This is a genomic window from Endozoicomonas acroporae, from assembly GCF_002864045.1.
GTDB classification, from domain to species: Bacteria; Pseudomonadota; Gammaproteobacteria; order Pseudomonadales; family Endozoicomonadaceae; genus Endozoicomonas; species Endozoicomonas acroporae.
Genome location: NZ_PJPV01000126.1, coordinates 1 through 15,490, shown reverse-complemented (window position 1 = coordinate 15,490; position 15,490 = coordinate 1). Strand labels below are relative to the sequence as shown.

Here is a 15,490-nt window from a genome sequence, read left to right as displayed (position 1 = left end):
ACAGGCACTCCTTTAGATACTGCTTTCTTTCGCCAAGTGTACAGGGTCACATCAGAGATACCAGTCTCACGTACCAACTGCGAAACTGGCACATTATTGGGTGGCATCATCTTCTGAATGATGGACTCTTTGAACTCTTCTGAATAGCGGGCCATTGATTACTCATGACCGCCCCCTGTTGAGATTTCTAATTTCAGGAGAGGCGACAACTATGCTGACACAGGGGGTTAAAAATTTAGCCCTGATTTCAGGGCTCGTCTGACTATTTCTCACTTAGCCTTCTGGATGGCTCTCAGGAAGGCCGCTGCATCAGCAATCCCGGAACCGCACCTGAAGGTTGAGCAATCGCTATCGGAGGCAAAGGATCTGGCTGTTTCTTTCAACAGGCGCTCGCGCTCAGAAGGTGACAGCGTTGGATTGACAGCGTAACTAAGGTCAATCAAACCTGCGATATGTGGTGCTGCCATGCTGGTGCCCTGAAGTTCAGCGTAGGAGCCGCTTGTCGGACCGTTCAGCCCGGAATTGTACAATGACAGGATGCCATTGCCCTGGAACAGGGTTTCACCACCGGGAGCCATAATGTCGATCTCGGTACCATAATTTGAGTACCAGCTGCGGTTTCCTGTGCGATTGATAGCACCAACAACAATGACATTTTTGCAGTTTGCCGGCGTGCTCATGGCCACATTTTGTTGCTCATTGCCTGCTGCAACCACCACCGTGACACCCGCAGCAACCACTTCATCAATGGCGTCCTGATAGGTTTGCGGACACCAGAGCGCTTCACCACCAAGGCTTAGATTCAGTACGTTGACCGGATTGGGGTTTATCGGGAGTCCATAGACTTTCAGACCTGCTCCCCAGCGCATGGCTGATACGATATCGGAGGTATAACCACCACATCGCCCAAGTGCCCTGAGAGTTTGCACCCTGGAGAGCCAGGTAACCCCTGAAACACCAACGCTATCATTGGTTTTCGCCGCAATCGTGCCCGTAACATGAGTACCGTGCCAGCTGCTCTTTCGGGCGTTAGCCGGAACCGGGTCACCGAATGAGGAGCCGCAGGCTCCTGGCTGCAGAGCGTCTCCCGGATCCCGGGGGTTACTATCCCAGCCATCACCATCATTCGCCATCCAGGGATCAGAAACAAAATCATAACCTGCTACCAGCCTGTCATTAATCTCCTGGTGGTCAGTAATTCCGGTGTCAATAACACCGATCACATTGTCAGTACTGCCAATGGATATTTCCCAGGCAGCAGGGAGATTAATACCCGCTCCGGTTTCAAAGTAGTGCCATTGCTGATTATAAAGGGGGTCGTTGGGGACTCTCATGGCCTGCATTACCAGGTCTGGCTCAGCAAACTTTACCTGGGGGTCATCTTCTAATCCGGCTGCCAGCGTCTTTGCATCGTCAAGATTAACGGTGGCTCCTATTGACAGCACTTCCTGCCTTTTTCCGGCCGCAACCCCATAACCACCATGGGTTACGCCCTGCTTAATAAAAGCCAATGCTCTGGCTTCGGTAGGCTTTTCTTTAAAGTGAACAATGACTCTATCTGTGCGTTGTAATAAAAGTCGGTAATTATCTACTTCAGCCTGTGAAATAAATGTCGGTGTCAACAGTGTTGCTGCTAAAACAATCCTTGTCAGCAGTGAGTTCATTGATGCTTACCTCAGGGGTAAATAGTTCACCAAATGCAATATTCAATTCTATTTGGTTACTTGTAGGAATTTGGAATCCACCTAAGAAAAAAGTATGGTGGATGGAAATAGAGGCTTCAAAGTATTTTGGATAGTTGACGGCTGATCAGATATTGGACGTCACAAAGCACCTAATGGTATTGGCAGGTTTGATGTTATTGTCGATTTGTCTTCTGGAAAACGCTGCCATTATTTCGACAGCACTGATCAGTATTGATGGTTTTATCCCATCATTGCTGGCTTTTCTGGCGCTTTTTTGGGGGCATTTACTGTATTTGAATTACGACAACAGTGTGCAGAAAAAATGGCTGGTGGATATTCCGGGCTTTATTAAAGCTGCGGATAAGAATTGGCCAGAAATGAACTGAGTGTTGTCGCGATTGTCTGAAGTATCGTAGAACGGCAGTTTAGTTTTCAGAGGATGTTTCCTGCTGTTTTTGATAAATCAGTGTTGAGGTGGCAACGCCGAAGTTTTTTGGGGGGTGGTGACCTGACTGTTGCAGCAGCAAGTTGATGATGGCCAAATGGTGCGTGGTGTGACATTGCAAAAATAACAGCTCACGAACGACGGATGTTTCCGTCTTAACGACAGTTCCATTGGTATCAATGCAGGCATTGAGTGTGAGATGGATCTCACCCGATGCATTCTCTGTCAGCCTCACCAGCCGCTCCTTGATACTCAGCAAAGCGCCTACTGCTGAAGCGACATTCCTCTCACATTCCGGGTCTCTGTCCCTGTTGTCGTAGTTAATGTATCTACTATCCAGCCCGGATAAGAAACACTGATAAAACTCAATGATATGACGTACATGAGCGCCTATGGTTTGAGTGCTGTCAGGAGCGACAGGTTTCTGACAAGTATTGGCAGGAAGTCTTTCAATAACCTGAATCAACTCAGACAACAACTGTTCATTACATTGGCAGGCATTGGATAGTGACATTGGACTCTGAACCTTATCACCTGATTTACTATTAATCCGTGCCATGTTGGCGCAACATCAGGCCCACGGCACACTACGGGCTTCTTAGCTCTGTCTTGACTACTTACACCTTTTCAGTGTTGCACAGGCTATCGAGTTTTGTATACAGGGTAGTCAGCTGAAAAAATTCAGAGGTATATTCCATTCAGGTCGTTAACCGGGATGGTGCTATGTAAACTTCCCACTAAACTAGTTAGAATGCTCGTGCCAGTCAGCGATGAGCTCTTCGACAGCCTTGAGCTCTTCGACAGTCCTGAGCTTTTTGACAGTCATGAGCCAATAAACAGCGTTAGCTTTACTGAGAGTCAACCGAGGAAAAATAGATGAGCAATATACCTTCTGAGTTACGGTATCTGCGTTCCCATGAATGGGTCAGGTTGGAGGAAGATGGTACCGTCACTATTGGTATTACAGATCATGCCCAGGAAGCCCTGGGGGACGTGGTTTTTGTTGAACTGCCTGAGCAGGGTGCTTTACTCGCTGCAGGTGATGAGGCCGGCGCTGTAGAGTCTGTAAAAGCTGCCTCAGAGATCTATGTGCCATTGACGGGTGAAGTGATTGACGTTAATGGCATTCTTGAAGACGCTCCGGAAACCGTCAACAGTGATCCTTATAATGATGGCTGGTTCTTCAAGATGAAACTTGATGATGATGGTGAACTCGGTGATCTGATGGATGCAGAAGCCTATGGTGAGTTTATTGAGTCAGAGTCCTGATCGCTTCCGGGCAAGCTGATCCCTGTAAGTAGTTAACCAAATGAAACCCTATTTTCTGACTAAGTGGACAGTCACTCTGCGGCGTTACAACTCCGGTCACGTAGCTACGGCTATGCTCCCTGCGTTGTGCCTTGCATAGTAACTGCCCACTTAGCCAGAAATATACGATTCCATTTGGCCAACTACTTATCTGAAGTCATTACCTGTTACCAACCACCTACTGCCAACAGACCGCAGTGGGTGTGTTATCGGATTGATGCTCTCCTTATACTTCACTTAAGTGCCGAATTTCCTGATGGTTACAGGCAGCCTATCTTTCAAGCTATTTTTTATAAGGACAGCAACCATCCATGAATGATGAGCAGTTACTCCGCTATAGCCGACAAATTATGCTGCCCCAGGTTGATATCGAAGGGCAGGAACGGTTGCTGTCATCAAGCGTTTTAATTCTTGGCCTGGGTGGGCTGGGCTGTCCGGCAGCTCATTATCTGGCAGCAGCAGGCGTGGGACACATGGTGCTGGTTGACCCCGATACGGTGGATACCAGCAACCTTCAGCGGCAGTCCCTTTATTGTGCCGATGATCTGGGGGCTGCAAAAGTCTCCGCTGCACAGGCCCGGCTGTCGGTAGTCAATGACAGTATTCAGATTGAGACCATCCATAGATGTCTGGCAGGTGAAGGCCTGTCAGAGCAGGTGAGAAAAGCGACTGTGGTTCTGGATTGTACCGATAACTTTACCAGTCGGTTTGCCATCAATGCTGCCTGTGTCAGAGCCTCTGTTCCCCTGGTCAGTGGTGCCGCCATCAGGCTTAATGGCCAGCTGACAGTTTATGATCGTCGTCAGCCAGGTGCACCCTGTTACCGGTGTCTATACGATGAGCAGAGCAATGAAAATCTCAGCTGTTCTGAATCGGGAATTTTGGGGCCAGTGGTCGGAATGATAGGCACAATGCAGGCACTGGAAGCCATCAAACTGATTGCCGGATTTGGCAAAACATTGAACGGTCGTTTGATGATTTTTGACGCGATGGCCATGGAGTGGCAGACCATGGGGCTGCAAGCAGATCCGGAGTGTCCTGTCTGCAGCCGGGTGTAAATAGAACTTTTGCGAGGGAGGTGTCAGGGTGGTGGAGGACTGTCTTCTACTGCCTCTAACAGACGGGCCTTGTAATCCGGGTCCAGGTCATTCCAGTGCGCACCAATAAGGGCTCCTTCAAGGGCGTAAAGCAATACCTTGGAAACTTTAAAGCCACGGTCACGAACCTTGCAGTAGGCTGCAACAGAGCCTACGTCATGGAGTTGTTCGAGCGTTCTGATGCCTACAGCGTTTAACCATTGTACGGATGTTTTGCCAAGGTTTTTTAATTCGATCAGATCAGTTGCCATGTACTGGATCCCTAACTCAACTCTAGCGTCCGTACCAGAGACAGCATGATTATTAAAAACTCAGAAGTCATTTTCCCTTAAGAATAGACCAGACTTTTGAAGTCCTCCCATAGAGTTATCAGTTATTACTGACGCAATGGTATTTTGACGCCTTGTTGGGACTTTCCAGTGCATCATTTCGATGAGTGCGATGTGTACAATCTCCGCTCAGGACGAACGGAGCTTTCGAGTCATTGGTAGAAGGAACCCATCAATCACATTGAAACCATGTACTGGCAACCAGATGGCTGATAAAGCCATTTTTTAGCCACGGTAAGCGACATTGGTCGTGCCTTTGCTAATCAATCGTTATTTTCGATACCAAAATACTTTCTGAAGGGAAACAATATAGACATTTCCCGATCACTTTCGTTTTCCGAACAGGATCAACAACAGGCTCCAGCGTATAATCGCCATCATGGTAAAGAAATCGACGACTAAAAAAGGCAGGCCCGCCAAAAAGACCCAGTCATCCTCTAAGCAAAGGCAGGGCAATCCGGTACCGTGGAAATCTATCCTGCTCAAGCTGGGCTTGACGCTGGTGGTTCTGGTCAGTGCTTACGCTGTCTATCTGGATGCCGTAGTCACTAAACAGTTTGAAGGGAAAAAGTGGGCGATACCGGCCAAGGTATTTGCCCGTCCTGTTGAATTGTATAATGGCAAGCTGATGACCCCCGGTGACCTCCAGTCCCAGCTCAGGCGTCAGGGCTATCAGGCGGTGCGTGATGTGGCACGACCAGGAACGTTTGCCCGCAATGGCAGTCAGTTCGTTATTTATAGCCGGGGGTTTCACTTTCCCGATGGTGCTGAGCCACCGCGCTATGTGCAGGTTGACTTTCAAGGCAATGAGGTGATTCGCCTCGCCGACCGGGATGGTCAAAACCTGCCACTGTTAAGGCTTGATCCACAGCCCATTGGTGGTATTTATCCGGCCAGTTATGAAGACCGACTGCTGATTCGGACCGCCCAGGCTCCCCGGTATCTGATTCCTGCCCTGCTGGCCATTGAAGACCGGGACTATTACGACCATGTCGGGATCTCTCCCACCTCCATTGCCCGGGCCATGGTGGCCAACCTGAAAGCCGGAGGGGTTGTTCAGGGGGGGAGTACCATTACCCAGCAGTTGGTGAAAAACTTCTTTCTGACCAATGAGCGCACTCTGGTTCGTAAAGGTAAAGAAGCCATTATGGCGCTGCTGCTAGAGCTGCATTACGGCAAAGAGGAGATTCTTGAAACCTATTTAAATGAGGTTTACCTGGGGCAGCACGGGCGTTGGGCCATTCATGGCTTTGGCCTGGCCAGCCAGTTTTACTTTGCCCAGCCTCTCAAGGAATTAAATCTCGCCCGCACGGCCTTGCTGGTGGCTATGGTCAAAGGGCCCTCCTGGTACGATCCAAGGCGATACCCTGAACGTGCCCTGGCGAGACGAAACCTGGTGCTGGATGTCCTGGCTGAGCGATCCATTGTGCCTGTTGCCGAAGTTGAACGCTCTAAAAAGTTGCCATTGGGCGTTGTCAGTCGGGAACTGATCAGTACCAATGATTTTCCTGCCTATATCGATATGGTGAAAGAGCAGCTGCGCAAGGATTATGATGAGAAGGACCTGACCTCTGAGGGGCTGAGAATTTTCACCAACCTGGACCCGGTGATTCAGCGGGAGGCCCAGAACAGTGTTACCAGCACGTTAACGACTCTGGGTAAGGATAATCAGCTTCAGGGTGCCATGGTGGTTAGCTCTGCCCAGACCGGGGATCTTCTCGCGGTTGTGGGAGATCGAAACCCTGGGTATGCCGGATTTAACCGCGCCCTTGAGGCACGCAGACCGGTTGGTTCCCTGTTGAAGCCGGCAATCTATCTAACTGCTCTTGAACGACCCGGCCAGTACACATTAACGACGCCTGTCGATGATACGCCAGTGAAAATCAGTGATGGTCGTGGTGGTTACTGGGAACCTCAGAATTACAGCCGTGAATCCCATGGTCAGGTGCCACTCTATCTGGCGCTGGCGAAATCCTATAATCAGGCGGCAGCCAATACCGGGATGGCGGTTGGTTTGTCATCGGTCCTGGATACGCTTAAGAGGCTGGGTATCGGGCAGGAGTTACCACCTTATCCTTCGGTCTTGCTTGGCTCTCCATCCATGGCACCGATTGAGGTTGCCAATATGTACCAAACCATCGCCAGTGGTGGCTTTCGTATGCCGTTGCGGGCGATCGATGCGGTGGTAGACAGCCAGGGCAAGCCACTCAGCCGGTACAGTATTTCTGTCGAGCGGGCTTTTCAGCCGGGGCCAATGGAACTGCTGCGTACCGCTTTGGGTATGGTAATGGCAGACGGTACGGGACGCGGCGTATATCAGTATGTTGAGCCGGGTATTGCCCTGGGCGGTAAAACAGGCACCACCAATGATCTGAGGGATAGCTGGTTTGCCGGTTACTCCGGTGATCTGGTGGCAGTGACCTGGATTGGCCACGACGACAACAGCCCGACAAAACTCACTGGCAGCAGTGGTGCTTTGAAGATCTGGGGTAACTTTATGTCGAATGTGCCGGTGCAGTCGGTAAAATCCCTGGGAGCCAGCAATGTGACCAGTGTCTGGGTAAATCCATCGGCAAACGGTCGCAGTCATCGCTATTGTCAGGGCGCTATACCATTGCCCTATATCAAGGGTTCTGAGCCAAAGGCCTATGCCGGTTGTAAAGCTGATGTGAAGGATTCTCTGTTTGACAAAATCAAAGGGTGGTTTGAATGAAGTATGACACCATCTGTGAGTGGTGTGGCAAAGTGGTATCTTTTCCACCCGGACGTTTCGTTGCGCTGTTGTTGGCCGCAGTTCTGACGGGTTGCTCTACACCGGTATTGATACAGGAAGAGCAGCACGGAGTATCATCGTCACCCTATGAACAGCGTCAGGATGCACTGGGCACATTACTGCACCAGGCCTGGAATGCCCGGGAAGCTGGCAGGTTTGATGAGGCCGAGAGTGCACTTGGGCGGGCGATGCGCATTGGTCCAACGGCTCCGGACGTTTATTACCAGCTGGCCCTGCTGCGTCAGAATCAGGGGCGTGTTGCCCAGTCCCGGCAACTGGCTGAGAGAGCATTAAGTCTGGGGCCGGGCTTTATGCTGGAACGAAAAATCACTCATTTGTTAAGTGCGTTGAATAGGTGATATGTCTGAAGAAGTTATTGTTTTGCTGGACGCTATGGAGTCAGAGCTGCGCAGGCAGGATGTCTGGCTTCCCATGCCTCCGTCGGTTGAAGCCATGAACAGCACCACACCTTTTTGCATGGATACCATGGCATTCAGCCAGTGGTTGCAGTGGATATTTGTTCCCCGCGTCAGGGCTATCATGGATGGGGGCGGCACTCTGCCAAAGGGTTCAAATATCAAATCCTATGCAGAAGAGGCGTTGCCCCTTGAACGGCTGGAAAGTGAAAAGCTGCTGCTGATTATTGAGCAGTTTGATCGATTAATGAGTTGACCTGCTGTCGCAGGTCAATGGCTTATGGAATCTGCAGGTAAGTGCTTGTTATTCAGGTGCCGGACCTTGGTGGCGGATGACTGGCATGTCGATCCCGAATCCCACAACAGCTGCGAAAAAAATCGGCTATCGCAGCTCCACGGCCTCTGACTGGTTGAAGCTCTTGTGGAAGCATTTCTTCTAACGCTTCCGGCAAAGGTCCTGCCTGAGAGGTTTGCAGGGCTGGTGGTTTGTCCTCTGGCTGAGAATCACTGATATTGGGGTCATGAGCTGATATTGCCGCTGGTAATGTTGTTGCAATGTTAGAAAGTGAATCTAATACAGAAGACATACTATCAGCATCGGCCAGTTGAGGTTTGGCTTCCCCATCCGGTTGTGGATGAATCGTGCGGTCAGCTGCTTTTTTGTCATCTGGTACCTGCTCTGGATTAAATGAATCAGGAGGTGGTAGTAATGTTTCCCGTGATCTTGAAACATCTGGCTCTGAGCTTGCGGCAGAAGGAATACCAGCTGATTGACTTTGTTGTGTATATAAGATGGGGACTGAACCAGTAACAGAAGAATCCATAGCTACCTCTAAAAGGTCATTAAAGCACCATATAGACCAATATTTTCACCGGTAGTTTCCCCGTGGTGAGGTAAATTCAGGAAGATAAGGTAATTCATCTAAATTTCAGGTTACACATACCTTATCTTATATATATGCCCGAATTTTTTTATTTTTTTCTACAAAACTGCCTCTACAGGATAATCTCACTTAAACGCGTTTATTAATTCAATATTCTCCCGGGTACCGGATGGTGAGAACCGGTTATTTTCTTTCATAAGTTGACCGGTACCATCAATATCCAACTGTGAAAGCAGTGTTAACACCTCTTGTCGGGATAGGTATTTTACCTGCTGTGACAGTAAACGAATCTTTTCCGGTAGTGTTCTGGCGGTTGCCATAAGCATTTCAAGTCGGCCAAATCTGATTTTCATTGTAAAGCTTTCGGCAGGCTGTGAGGTGATGGGTGCAAGCATTGCAGCCAATATACGGCTATCAATTTCATTTTCATTGTTTAACAGGTTGCAGAGCCATAACTTATCATCAATATTGATTTCGCTGCCGGATAATAATTTTACAATGGTATTAACCGTTAATTGAGCGGTACTCACGGCATTGGTTTTATATTCGTTCCAGAAACGTAACAGGTAGTAATAGGTGGTGTCTGTCTTAAACTGGTTTTCACTTTTTGCCAGCCACTCAAGGCTTTTCAAAGAGAACCGACACTTGGGGTGCTGAATAATGATCTCAATCCGGCTTGGGGATAAATATGTGAGGTTCAGTTGCTCAAGGTAAAAGTCAGAAAATGCAGAGAGTAGCTGGTTTAACGTAGCATCACGGATTTCGTTGCTGTCTGGTAAACTGTATTCGTTCGCCTCAAGCTCCCGGTGTTGCCAGACTTCCGGAGCTTCGCTTACGTGCCACTGTGTGGCCACTTGAAAGTCATTGGGCAGGTAGCCGTTGAGATATTCTCCGCTGTCCTGGTTACTGCTTTTCCGGCTGAAATTACTCGCCTGATGCTCAAGGGATTGTGGGAGGGGCGTGGCCGGTTGCCATGAAGCTATGGGATATCCATTGAAAGCAGTATCTGGATAGAAATAAAACAGGTAGTCCCGGTAATCTTCAGCAAAATACCCATTCATAAGTAAGTAAAGTAAAGGGCCAAAGCGTTCTTCAGTCAGCGCTCTTAACACTGAATCCGCCATAAAGCCTTGCCTTAGCGTTTCGGCCACCGTTTTACCGGGTAGTTTATTGTCATGGAAAACCGTCCAAAAGAGCCCCATACCATCGGTTAATTCTGCATGCTCTTTGGGATAAAGATTCTTAATAACGACCATGGCAAACAGCTTGTTGTTATTCGGCGCTTTAAAATCCGTGGATAACTGATCAAGGTAAATATGAAACTCATTAACGATATTGGTCATCAGTTTCATGTCGCCAATGGCGCTTGCCACATTGTGAATTAATGCTTTATCCATCCCACGGCTATTGATGGTTTTCAGCTGCTTATACAGTTCTGGACCGGTATTTTCAGCATTGGGAGCGGGAATAATGGGAACAACCAGGTCAAAAAACCGGGTACGTTCGCTAGCCGTCAGTATTTCATCCGCCAGGAGATAGATAAAATAGACGGGTTGTTTAATATGGCCTGAGCCATTCAGGTAGCCATTGACACAATACAGTGTTTCCAATGCTGCCTGCTGGGAGGGGCTTGTCAGGTTCTCGACAATGACCACATCATACCTGCCGTGATTAAAGGCATGATTGATTTGATGGAGATAATGACTGACATCTGATCTGTCTGCACTGTTCTCCAGCCGGGTTCGCCTCTTTCTCTGGCCTGTTTTCAGTAACCCCGTAAATAGATACAGTACGACCAGTGTTGCCACCAGGAACAAGGAGAGTTCAGCCAATAAGGGGGCATACTTTTTGGCAAAGGCCAGCATCGGGTCGGGTAAATACAGATGGAGTGCTTTAACCGTTGTACTTTGATCAATGCCCAGACTACCGCTGAGATAGCCCAGTGTTGCAATGGAATAGCTGGTCAATAAGGCCAGAAGCGCGCCAATGACTTTTTTCCAGCCTTTGGGTTTATGCTGCAGCGCCTTAATGTCATCGGGTAGTTTGCCTGTGATGCTGCACAGAAGTTGCTCTAATAATTCTTTCTCATTTTCATTGCTATCCGGAGTAATGGGGGGATTGATTTCGGATAGCGGTGGTAAAAAAATCCGGGTGTACTTGAATTGTGGATTACGCTCTGTGAATGCATGAATAAACGCGCTTTTGCCGACACCAATGGCTCCGGAAATGGCAATATTTCGGGTTTCAGGCTGCTCTTCTACATCGAGGGCAGCCAGTAGCTCCCTTTCGTACTTTTCAAATTGCTCATGTGGCATCGTCGTTGAGTTCAGAGGCCTGATAAGTGACTGGCCATCACGACGTTTCAGATACCGGGAAAATGTCCCTCCTGATGCCTTGCGAGCGGTGGTCGATCTGCCATGCTCAGGATAATGCTGCGAGTACTTTTCCCGGGCTGCTTGCCAGCCCGCCCTTGCTGCTCTCCAGCCAGCCATGATTATTTTGAAGTATCTGGTTTTAAGGCGAATCAATCGGATATATGCCATCATTTCCCTGTAGCCTTTCTTCCATGGCCAATGTTCATTAGACCGCTTTTTCGAACCGTTATCAGTCAACACCAACACATTAATTATTCAAAATCGGCAGGGCCTGGCAGGGTGTGAGCAGATGTTGGCCTGTTTCGACCAATCCATGATCTCCATGGAAAAACCGGTGGGAGGAGCCTTTACGCTATAGGCGTCGGTAGCCCGCTGCCTCTGCTTGCTGCAGGAACTTTGATCAAAAATGATTGTCGGAGTCAACGTCACCCATGCAATTCAGAGAGTTTAACGTCTATGAATCCGCCTCATCTGACCTGGCCCACTGCTCCGGACGTTAGTTCCCCTGCTAACGACGGGAGTTATCCCGCTTTGTCCCGCTCTGTAAAAGCCTCTGTTGGACCAAGAGCTGTCTGTCAACTGCCAACAGCCGCAATAAAGCCGCAGTTACGGGAGCAACATCACACCAGCACAGACACGGTTCCGACAATAAGTGCTTCATGGTCTCAGGGGGCTTCAATGCCTGCGCACATAAAACTCAGCAATGACATAAGCCGGCAGGTCAAACAGCAGTTATCAGACGATGAAAAGTGTTTTGTCTACTATGCCAACAAAAGCGCTGCTGATGGTGTCAAAAGCGTTCAGTTCACTGAGTACGCACGAGGCTTAATGTGTCAGGATGGTCTTTCTGAGGAAGAGTTGTCCGGTGCTTTGAAGATGTGCAGTGTGATTGATACCTCTGATACTTGTGATCAGGGCGACGACTGTGGTCGGCCCCACCGGCAGATTTATTTTGTCGAAAATCCAGTAGTGAATAAGCGGATACATAACCATTTCATTTCCAGTGACATTGACGAACTTGATGATGACGATTCAGACAAGCTACTCCAGTATTCGGACGGCAACCGCTGGTATCCTGTGGCTCTTTTCGGCACCATAATTCCGCAAACTCTGTTGGATGCCAGGTATGTTTTAATATCCAACGAAGGCAGGTCGAAATATGAGCCAGCTGACGCAAATGTCAATGTACAGAAATATGTATCCGACAGGATTGCTAAATATCACTGTGATACCCTGAGCAGGTTATCTGAAATCGTAGAATGCAGCAGCAGTGACAACGATGAAAAATTATCAATATTAAGTGATTTTCTAAAGCCTTACCGGTCGAACCCTGGTGGCTCAGAAACAAGGTAAAAACCTGCACGACTATGGATGCAGGAGCTCCTCCCAACGACGGGAATCGTCGATAACCTCATACTCTCCATTATTGAATTAGTCATTTATCATCTTTCTGTGAAAAAAATTCGTATTCACCGAGGCAAAATCCGTATTTGTATTGACGGATGGCTGCTGAAAGTCAAAAATGGCACCTCCTGAAGCCGCCCAAGAAGCTGCGTTGGGAATTATGCGACAATTTGATGCCGTTTATCTGCGGCTCAGATAAGAGTGTTCCTTAGTGTACCGACTTCTCGATCTTGTGCTGAGGTCATTTGTTGGTGCACTGCTCCTACCCGCACAGGAATGTAGCATTTCTGCAAGCCAGAATTGTGAGTCTCATGCAGCCCGGAGCTGCACTTGTTGGTGAAGGCTGATCGTTAAGAGATGCCTTTTCGTGTTCGCCAATTTCTAACACGCTCTGTTTCAGGGACTGTTGGCATTGAGTCGGGATATTCAGCGGCAGAAGATGTTAATAGCGCCAGCAATTCGGGGCGATATAAAAATTCATTCCAAATAAAGCCGAGGGTTAGCAAGTGGAGCTATTATCCGGCGCGGACATGGTGGTCCGATCACTGGCAGATGAGGGAGTCGAGTATATATACGGGTACCCGGGGGGGGCTCTGCTGCACGTCTATGACGCCATTTTCCGGCAGAAGGCGATTACCCATATCCTGGTACGTCATGAACAGGCTGCCACCCATATGGCAGACGGTTACGCAAGAGCAACCGGCAAGCCGGGGGTGGCCCTGGTAACCTCTGGTCCGGGGGCAACGAATACCATTACCGGTATTGCCACTGCCTACATGGACTCCATCCCCATGGTGGTGCTTTCCGGTCAGGTGCCGTCTGCCTTTATAGGCAGTGATATGTTTCAGGAAGTGGATATGGTGGGTATTTCCAGACCCATCGTAAAACACAGCTTCCTGGTCAAGCGGGCTGAAGATATTCCAGAGGTCATTAAGAAAGCCTTCCATCTGGCACAGACCGGTCGCCCGGGGCCTGTTGTGGTTGATATCCCCAAGGATATTACCGACCCGGGCAAAAAGTACCAATACAGTTACCCGCAAAAGGTACGGCTGCGTTCCTATAACCCACCGGTTAAAGGTCACAATGGCCAGATTCGCAAAGCGGTTGAACTGCTGGCAGATGCTAAAAAACCCATTATCTATGCCGGTGGCGGTGTTATTTTGGGCAAGGCGTCTGAACAACTCACAGCGCTGGCGAAAATATTGAATGTACCGGTGACTAATACTCTGATGGGCCTGGGTGCCTACCCTGGTTCGGACCATCAGTTTGTCGGTATGCTCGGTATGCATGGCAGTTACTGCGCGAACCAGGCGATGCACAATGCGGACCTGATTCTGGCAGTGGGCGTCCGTTTTGATGACCGGGTGACCAATAACACAGCAAAGTTCTGCCCGGATGCCAAGATCATTCATATTGATATTGATCCGGCCAGTATCTCCAAAAATATACCGGCGGATGTGCCGATTGTCGGGCCAGTGGATGCGGTACTGGACACCATGATCCGTCAGATAAAAGAGACCGATACCCGTATTGGTCAGGAAGCGCTCGATAGCTGGTGGCGTCAGATCAATGAATGGCGTGAAGGACGTGGTGGCCTGTTCCCTTACGACAAGGGTGACGGCACTATTCTCAAGCCTCAGCAGGTTATTGAAACACTGTACGACGTAACCCGGGGTGAAGACACCTACATCACGTCCGATGTTGGTCAGCACCAGATGTTTGCTGCCCAGTATTATCCATTTGATCAGCCCAACCGCTGGATTAACTCTGGTGGCCTGGGAACCATGGGCTTTGGTCTGCCTGCCGCGATGGGAATAAAGCTGTCATTCCCGGACAGCCATGTGGCCTGTGTCACCGGTGAGGGCAGTATTCAGATGAATATTCAGGAGCTCTCTACCTGTCTGCAATATGATTTGAACGTGAAAATCATCAACCTGAATAATCAGGCACTGGGCATGGTACGACAGTGGCAGGATATGCAGTATGACAGTCGTTATTCCCATTCTTACATGGAATCACTGCCAGACTTTGTCAAACTGGCGGAGTCTTACGGGCATGTGGGCATGAGAATTACCGACCCGGCCAGGCTGACGTCGGCCATGGAGGAAGCGTTCTCGCTGAAAGACCGACTGGTCTTTATGGATATCCAGGTGGATACCAGTGAGCATGTTTACCCCATGCAGATCAAGGAGGGCAATATGGCCGATATGTGGCTCAGCAAAACGGAGAGGACCTGATGAAACGGATTATCTCTGTCCTGGTTGAGAACGAACCCGGTGCACTGTCGCGTATTGTCGGGCTCTTCTCCCAGCGTAATTACAACATTGAGACATTGAATGTTGCACCAACGGAGGACAAAACACTGTCCCGCCTGACGCTGACCACGGAGGGTAATCCCCAGGTCGTTGAGCAGATTACCAAACAGCTGAACAAGCTGGTGGATGTGGTAAAACTGGTGGACCTGACCGAAGGTGCTCATATTGAGCGGGAGATGATGCTGATCAAGGTGCGTGCCGGTGGGCCACTGCGTGCTGAGGTAAAACGGACAGCGGATATTTTCCGTGGTCAGATCGTCGATGTGACCAGCTCTGTCTACACCATCCAGCTGACCGGAACCGGTGAAAAGCTGGATGCCTTTATTGAGGCCATTGGTCAGGCACAGGTGCTGGAAGTTGTACGAAGTGGGGTCACCGGTATTTCCCGTGGGGAAAAAGTGTTATCTCTTTAAGCGCTGACTGTTAAGTAGTTGGCCAAATGGAATCGTATATTTCTGG

Annotated in this window: 15 protein-coding genes; 9 read left to right on the top strand and 6 right to left on the bottom strand. The window is 49.2% G+C overall.

Translation table 11 applies throughout. The features are described from left to right. Both CX664_RS28265 and CX664_RS17830 read right to left on the bottom strand, forming a co-directional pair. Positions 1 to 155: transposase (locus tag CX664_RS28265; protein ID WP_146000119.1), on the bottom strand; the 155-nt coding region annotated here is incomplete at its 3' end. Between the two features lie 114 nt (positions 156 to 269). Next, the gene (locus CX664_RS17830) at positions 270 to 1,664 is read right to left on the bottom strand and encodes a S8 family peptidase (RefSeq protein WP_101748035.1); all 1,395 of its coding nucleotides are present in this window, start codon (positions 1,662 to 1,664) and stop codon (positions 270 to 272) included. 191 nt (positions 1,665 to 1,855) lie between these two features. Between CX664_RS17830 and CX664_RS27085 the strand changes: the two genes are divergently transcribed. Then, positions 1,856 to 2,071, top strand: coding sequence for a hypothetical protein (locus CX664_RS27085; protein WP_219622227.1), 216 nt, complete (start codon positions 1,856 to 1,858; stop codon positions 2,069 to 2,071). A gap of 39 nt (positions 2,072 to 2,110) precedes the next feature. Here the strand turns inward: CX664_RS27085 and CX664_RS17820 are convergent, their stop codons facing one another. Beyond that, positions 2,111 to 2,644: a DinB family protein gene (locus CX664_RS17820; RefSeq protein ID WP_101748034.1), complete on the bottom strand. Its 534-nt coding sequence runs from the start codon at positions 2,642 to 2,644 to the stop codon at positions 2,111 to 2,113. 362 nt (positions 2,645 to 3,006) lie between these two features. Between CX664_RS17820 and gcvH the strand changes: the two genes are divergently transcribed. Both gcvH and CX664_RS17805 read left to right on the top strand, forming a co-directional pair. Continuing rightward, positions 3,007 to 3,399 (top strand): glycine cleavage system protein GcvH, encoded by a 393-nt coding sequence (gene gcvH / locus CX664_RS17815; RefSeq protein WP_101748033.1) that lies wholly within the window; start codon positions 3,007 to 3,009, stop codon positions 3,397 to 3,399. 350 nt (positions 3,400 to 3,749) lie between these two features. Continuing rightward, positions 3,750 to 4,496, top strand: coding sequence for a HesA/MoeB/ThiF family protein (locus CX664_RS17805; RefSeq protein ID WP_101748031.1), 747 nt, complete (start codon positions 3,750 to 3,752; stop codon positions 4,494 to 4,496). A gap of 23 nt (positions 4,497 to 4,519) precedes the next feature. Here the strand turns inward: CX664_RS17805 and CX664_RS17800 are convergent, their stop codons facing one another. After that, complete coding sequence (locus CX664_RS17800; RefSeq protein WP_066014644.1) at positions 4,520 to 4,786, bottom strand: TfoX/Sxy family protein; 267 nt, start codon at positions 4,784 to 4,786, stop codon at positions 4,520 to 4,522. A 457-nt stretch (positions 4,787 to 5,243) separates the two neighbouring features. Between CX664_RS17800 and mrcB the strand changes: the two genes are divergently transcribed. The 3 genes from mrcB to CX664_RS17785 are packed head-to-tail and all read left to right on the top strand — an operon-like array spanning position 5,244 to position 8,309. Further along, entirely contained in the window at positions 5,244 to 7,577 is a 2,334-nt protein-coding gene (mrcB, locus tag CX664_RS17795) for a penicillin-binding protein 1B (protein ID WP_101748030.1), read from the top strand. Continuing rightward, the gene (locus tag CX664_RS17790) at positions 7,574 to 7,996 is read left to right on the top strand and encodes a tetratricopeptide repeat protein (protein WP_101748029.1); all 423 of its coding nucleotides are present in this window, start codon (positions 7,574 to 7,576) and stop codon (positions 7,994 to 7,996) included. The genes mrcB and CX664_RS17790 overlap by 4 nt, the downstream gene beginning before the upstream one ends. 1 nt (position 7,997) lies before the next feature. Further along, positions 7,998 to 8,309: a YqcC family protein gene (locus tag CX664_RS17785; RefSeq protein ID WP_101748028.1), complete on the top strand. Its 312-nt coding sequence runs from the start codon at positions 7,998 to 8,000 to the stop codon at positions 8,307 to 8,309. A gap of 52 nt (positions 8,310 to 8,361) precedes the next feature. Here CX664_RS17785 and CX664_RS17780 read toward each other — a convergent pair whose 3' ends face one another. Both CX664_RS17780 and CX664_RS17775 read right to left on the bottom strand, forming a co-directional pair. After that, the gene (locus CX664_RS17780) at positions 8,362 to 8,877 is read right to left on the bottom strand and encodes a hypothetical protein (RefSeq protein ID WP_101748027.1); all 516 of its coding nucleotides are present in this window, start codon (positions 8,875 to 8,877) and stop codon (positions 8,362 to 8,364) included. Positions 8,878 to 9,062: 185 nt separating this feature from the next. Beyond that, positions 9,063 to 11,483, bottom strand: a complete 2,421-nt coding sequence (locus tag CX664_RS17775; RefSeq protein WP_101748026.1) for a YobI family P-loop NTPase — start codon at positions 11,481 to 11,483, stop codon at positions 9,063 to 9,065. A 507-nt stretch (positions 11,484 to 11,990) separates the two neighbouring features. Here CX664_RS17775 and CX664_RS17770 point away from each other — a divergent pair. From CX664_RS17770 to ilvN, 3 genes are all read left to right on the top strand, one after another. Continuing rightward, positions 11,991 to 12,665, top strand: a complete 675-nt coding sequence (locus CX664_RS17770; protein WP_101748025.1) for a hypothetical protein — start codon at positions 11,991 to 11,993, stop codon at positions 12,663 to 12,665. A gap of 557 nt (positions 12,666 to 13,222) precedes the next feature. Continuing rightward, positions 13,223 to 14,953: an acetolactate synthase 3 large subunit gene (locus CX664_RS17765; protein WP_101748024.1), complete on the top strand. Its 1,731-nt coding sequence runs from the start codon at positions 13,223 to 13,225 to the stop codon at positions 14,951 to 14,953. Beyond that, positions 14,953 to 15,444 carry an acetolactate synthase small subunit gene (gene ilvN, locus CX664_RS17760; protein ID WP_101748023.1) on the top strand — a complete coding sequence of 164 codons (492 nt, stop codon included), beginning with the start codon at positions 14,953 to 14,955 and terminating at the stop codon, positions 15,442 to 15,444. The genes CX664_RS17765 and ilvN overlap by 1 nt, the downstream gene beginning before the upstream one ends. Positions 15,445 to 15,490 lie beyond the last annotated feature (46 nt).

Coding starts and splice junctions, on each gene's coding strand:
- CX664_RS17830 (WP_101748035.1), bottom strand. CDS start 1,664: ATGAACTCACTGCTGACAAGGATTGTTTTAGCAGCAACACTGTTGACA.
- CX664_RS27085 (WP_219622227.1), top strand. CDS start 1,856: ATGTTATTGTCGATTTGTCTTCTGGAAAACGCTGCCATTATTTCGACA.
- CX664_RS17820 (WP_101748034.1), bottom strand. CDS start 2,644: ATGTCACTATCCAATGCCTGCCAATGTAATGAACAGTTGTTGTCTGAG.
- gcvH (WP_101748033.1), top strand. CDS start 3,007: ATGAGCAATATACCTTCTGAGTTACGGTATCTGCGTTCCCATGAATGG.
- CX664_RS17805 (WP_101748031.1), top strand. CDS start 3,750: ATGAATGATGAGCAGTTACTCCGCTATAGCCGACAAATTATGCTGCCC.
- CX664_RS17800 (WP_066014644.1), bottom strand. CDS start 4,786: ATGGCAACTGATCTGATCGAATTAAAAAACCTTGGCAAAACATCCGTA.
- mrcB (WP_101748030.1), top strand. CDS start 5,244: ATGGTAAAGAAATCGACGACTAAAAAAGGCAGGCCCGCCAAAAAGACC.
- CX664_RS17790 (WP_101748029.1), top strand. CDS start 7,574: ATGAAGTATGACACCATCTGTGAGTGGTGTGGCAAAGTGGTATCTTTT.
- CX664_RS17785 (WP_101748028.1), top strand. CDS start 7,998: ATGTCTGAAGAAGTTATTGTTTTGCTGGACGCTATGGAGTCAGAGCTG.
- CX664_RS17780 (WP_101748027.1), bottom strand. CDS start 8,877: ATGGATTCTTCTGTTACTGGTTCAGTCCCCATCTTATATACACAACAA.
- CX664_RS17775 (WP_101748026.1), bottom strand. CDS start 11,483: ATGATGGCATATATCCGATTGATTCGCCTTAAAACCAGATACTTCAAA.
- CX664_RS17770 (WP_101748025.1), top strand. CDS start 11,991: ATGCCTGCGCACATAAAACTCAGCAATGACATAAGCCGGCAGGTCAAA.
- ilvN (WP_101748023.1), top strand. CDS start 14,953: ATGAAACGGATTATCTCTGTCCTGGTTGAGAACGAACCCGGTGCACTG.